At 59.4% G+C, this 3309-nt stretch carries 6 protein-coding genes; 3 read left to right on the top strand and 3 right to left on the bottom strand.

Annotated elements, in window-relative coordinates; genetic code table 11:
• The 3 genes from JWR14_RS11640 to yacG form a co-directional block, all read left to right on the top strand.
• Nucleotides 1-251, top strand: a 251-nt coding sequence (locus tag JWR14_RS11640; RefSeq protein ID WP_299706159.1) for a dephospho-CoA kinase, incomplete at its 5' end; no start/stop codon positions are given.
• 156 nt (nucleotides 252-407) lie between these two features.
• Entirely contained in the window at nucleotides 408-1163 is a 756-nt protein-coding gene (gene zapD / locus JWR14_RS11635; protein WP_031360708.1) for a cell division protein ZapD, read from the top strand.
• A 56-nt stretch (nucleotides 1164-1219) separates the two neighbouring features.
• A complete protein-coding gene (gene yacG, locus JWR14_RS11630; RefSeq protein ID WP_089162457.1) occupies nucleotides 1220-1411 on the top strand; it encodes a DNA gyrase inhibitor YacG in 192 nt (63 codons plus the stop codon).
• A gap of 32 nt (nucleotides 1412-1443) precedes the next feature.
• Here the strand turns inward: yacG and JWR14_RS11625 are convergent, their stop codons facing one another.
• The 3 genes from JWR14_RS11625 to JWR14_RS11615 all read right to left on the bottom strand — a co-directional run.
• Entirely contained in the window at nucleotides 1444-1887 is a 444-nt protein-coding gene (locus JWR14_RS11625; protein ID WP_299706150.1) for an NUDIX domain-containing protein, read from the bottom strand.
• A complete protein-coding gene (locus tag JWR14_RS11620; RefSeq protein WP_299706147.1) occupies nucleotides 1884-2747 on the bottom strand; it encodes an ATP-binding protein in 864 nt (287 codons plus the stop codon). The genes JWR14_RS11625 and JWR14_RS11620 overlap by 4 nt, the downstream gene beginning before the upstream one ends.
• Nucleotides 2748-2763: 16 nt before the next feature.
• The coding region (locus JWR14_RS11615; protein ID WP_299706143.1) for a bifunctional ornithine acetyltransferase/N-acetylglutamate synthase at nucleotides 2764-3309 on the bottom strand (546 nt) is incomplete at its 5' end.

The raw sequence follows: 3309 nt of genomic DNA, 5'->3' as shown, positions 1-3309 counted from the left end.
AGCGCATTCTCGTGGTGGATTGCCCAGTGGAGACGCAGATTGAACGCGTGATGCAGCGTAACGGCTTCACGCGCGATCAAGTGCTGGCGATCATCGCGCGCCAGGCTACGCGTGAAGCGCGTCTGGCGGCCGCCGACGATGTCGTGGTCAACGATCACGCCGCGACACTCGAAACCCTGCAGCGCGAGGTGGACGCACTGCACATGCGTTACGTAGCAATGGCTTCGGCGCCGAGCAAACCGCATACCTGACAAGTGCGCGCAACGCATGGGAACTCGTCAGGAACGGCGCTGAAAATGCGCTTCGGACGCTATTAAATGTGTGGATTTGCCTGGGGTTTGATGCGGCATTAGAATGTCCTCACTTTCTGCCATCGAATCCATCGACCAACGCCGAGGCGAGCGCGCTTGATCCTTTACGAGTACCCCTTCAATGAGCGAATCAGAACGCTGCTGCGTCTCGAAGATCTTTTCGAGCGCTTCACCTTCTTTCTGACTCAAGAGGACCCGCGCGAACATCACGCCGCGTTGACCACGTTGTTCGAGATCGCCGAAGTCGCGGGCCGCACGGATCTGAAAGCGGACCTGATGAAGGAACTGGAGCGGCAACGCCAGACGCTCGCGCCGTTCCGGGGCAATCCCGGTATCGAGCAGGATGCGCTGGAGTCGGTGCTTGGCGAAATCGAGCAGACATTGGCCGGCCTCGGGCAGATGCAGGGCAAGACAGGCCAGCATCTGGCCGATAACGAATGGCTCGCGAGCATTCGCAGCCGTACGATTATCCCGGGTGGAACCTGCCGCTTTGATCTGCCGTCGTACTTCGCGTGGCAGCAAAATCCAGCCGAGGAGCGCCGCGGAGACATTGCGAAATGGGTCACGCCCATGTTGCCGTTACGCGACGCCGCCACTATCGTGTTGCGTCTCGCGCGTGAGTCGGGCCAGGCGTCCAAAGTCATGGCAATGCAAGGCAGCTATCAGCAGATGCTTTCGGGTCGGACTTATCAATTGATGCAGGTGCGGGTGCCGTCCGACACGCGCCTGATTCCCGAGGCGAGTGCGAACAAGTACATGCTGTGGGTGCGCTTTACGGTTCAGGACGGCGATCTGAGGCCCCGTGCAGTAGACGCTGACATCCCGTTTCACCTGACGCTATGCAGTCTTTAAGTTGGGCTTAGAAACCCCATTTACTGAACTCAACCTCTTTAAATCCGCTCTGCAGAATGACCACTATCGTTAAATGCCCGACTTGCGAGAAGGATGTCCGCTGGGTTCCTGAAAGCCGCTTTCGTCCGTTTTGTTCAGACCGTTGCAAGCAGATCGATCTCGGCGCCTGGGCGACCGAGAAATACAAGATCGGCGGCAGTCAACAAGACACGCCACCCGATGAAGACTCGCACAGCGGCCTGAACTAAGCCACTGGACCGCTGCGTAACAAAGCGTCCAGCTAAACCGCTTCAGCCGAGAGCCACTCCAACACAGGAATGGCCGCGGGCAACAACGGCGTGACATTAGCGGGAAGATGCTGCCAGGCCAGCGCCTGGCCTTCGCGGCCGACCGGCTCACCGCTCCACGCGGTTACCTTGCAGAAGTAGAGCCGCACGTAAGCATGCGGATAGTCGTGCTCAAGCGTCCGCCAGCGCTCGCAGGCGGTCACATCGATACCCAATTCCTCATGCAATTCCCGCGTGAGCGCTGCTTCAACGCTTTCCCCCGCTTCCAGCTTGCCGCCGGGAAACTCCCAGTAACCTTCATACGGCTTGCCTTCCGGACGCTGAGCCAGCAGATAACGCCCGTCCGGCTGCACGAGCACGCCGACCGCGACGTCAGTCACTCGGCGCCCATCGGGCGCCGTATTTGAAACGTTCGTAGCAGAAGTCGATGCCGTCATACCTTGCGGCCCGACCAGTCGCGGGCAAATTGCCACGCCACACGTCCCGAGCGCGAACCACGCTCCAGCGCCCATACGAGGGCGTCGCCGCGAGCACCGGCAATCTCTTCCGCCTGGCAACCGAAATGCTTCAGCCAATGCCCGACGATCGTCAAGTAGTCGTCCTGCTTGAACGGGTAGAAGCTCACCCAGAGGCCGAATCGCTCGGACAGCGAAATCTTCTCTTCGACCACTTCGCCGGGATGAATTTCGCCGTCGGACGTGTGTTTGTAGGTCTCGTTGTCGCTCATGTATTCGGGCAACAAATGGCGTCGGTTCGACGTCGCGTAGATCAGCACGTTGTCCGATTGCGCGGAGATCGAGCCGTCGAGCGCTACTTTCAGCGCCTTGTAGCCCGACTCACCCTCTTCGAACGAAAGGTCGTCGCAGAAAACGATGAACCGTTCCGGCCGCGCGGAGATCAGATCGACAATGTCACCGAGATCGTGGAGATCGTCTTTATCGACTTCGATCAGCCGCAACCCTTCCGTGTGGTACTTGTTCAGGCATGCCTTGATCAGCGATGACTTGCCGGTACCGCGCGCGCCCGTCAGCAAAACGTTGTTCGCAGGCGACTTGCGCACGAATTGCCGCGTGTTCTGCTCGATCAGCCCCTTTTGGCGCTCGATATTGCAAAGATCATCGAGCGACAACGGCGACAGGTTCGGTACCGGCTGCAGGAATCCGCGACCCTGACGCTTGCGCCAGCGAAATGCCACGGCACTGTTCCAGTCGATTTCGGGCGGAGCCGGCGGCAACATCCCTTCTACGCGCGCCAGGACAGCTTCGGCGCGGGTCAGAAATTGTTCGAGTTTGTCCATGGGAAATGTAGGTGGTTCAAGACCGGTAATCGGCGTTGATGCTGACGTAATCGTGCGAGAGATCGCACGTCCAGATGGTAGCGTCGGCCTGACCGCGGCCTAGCAGCACGCGAATCGCGATCTCGCTTTTCTTCATCACGCGCTGGCCGTCTTCCTCGCGATACTCAGGATTGCGGCCGCCGTTCTTCGCGACCAGGACGTCGTCGAGATACAGGTCGATCTTGTTCACGTCGAGATCCGCCACGCCCGCATAGCCGATAGCAGCGAGAATCCGGCCGAGATTAGGATCGGACGCGTAGAACGCGGTCTTCACGAGCGGCGAATGACCGATCGCATACGCGATCAGACGGCATTCGGCTTCGCTTGTGCCGCCTTCCACCGTCACCGTCATGAACTTGGTCGCGCCTTCGCCATCGCGCACGATCAGTTGCGCCAGTTCCTGCGCGACCGACGTCACTGCGTCACGCAACGCAATATAGGCAGCCGAATCCGTAGAAGCGATCAACGGTAGCGTCGACTTGCCCGAAGCAATGACAATGAATGAATCGTTCGTCGAAGTATC

It is taken from the genome of Caballeronia sp., assembly GCF_028292365.1.
Lineage (GTDB): Bacteria > Pseudomonadota > Gammaproteobacteria > Burkholderiales > Burkholderiaceae > Caballeronia.
Note: the sequence above shows the minus strand (reverse complement) of the source record. Positions and strands in the feature narration are given on the sequence as shown.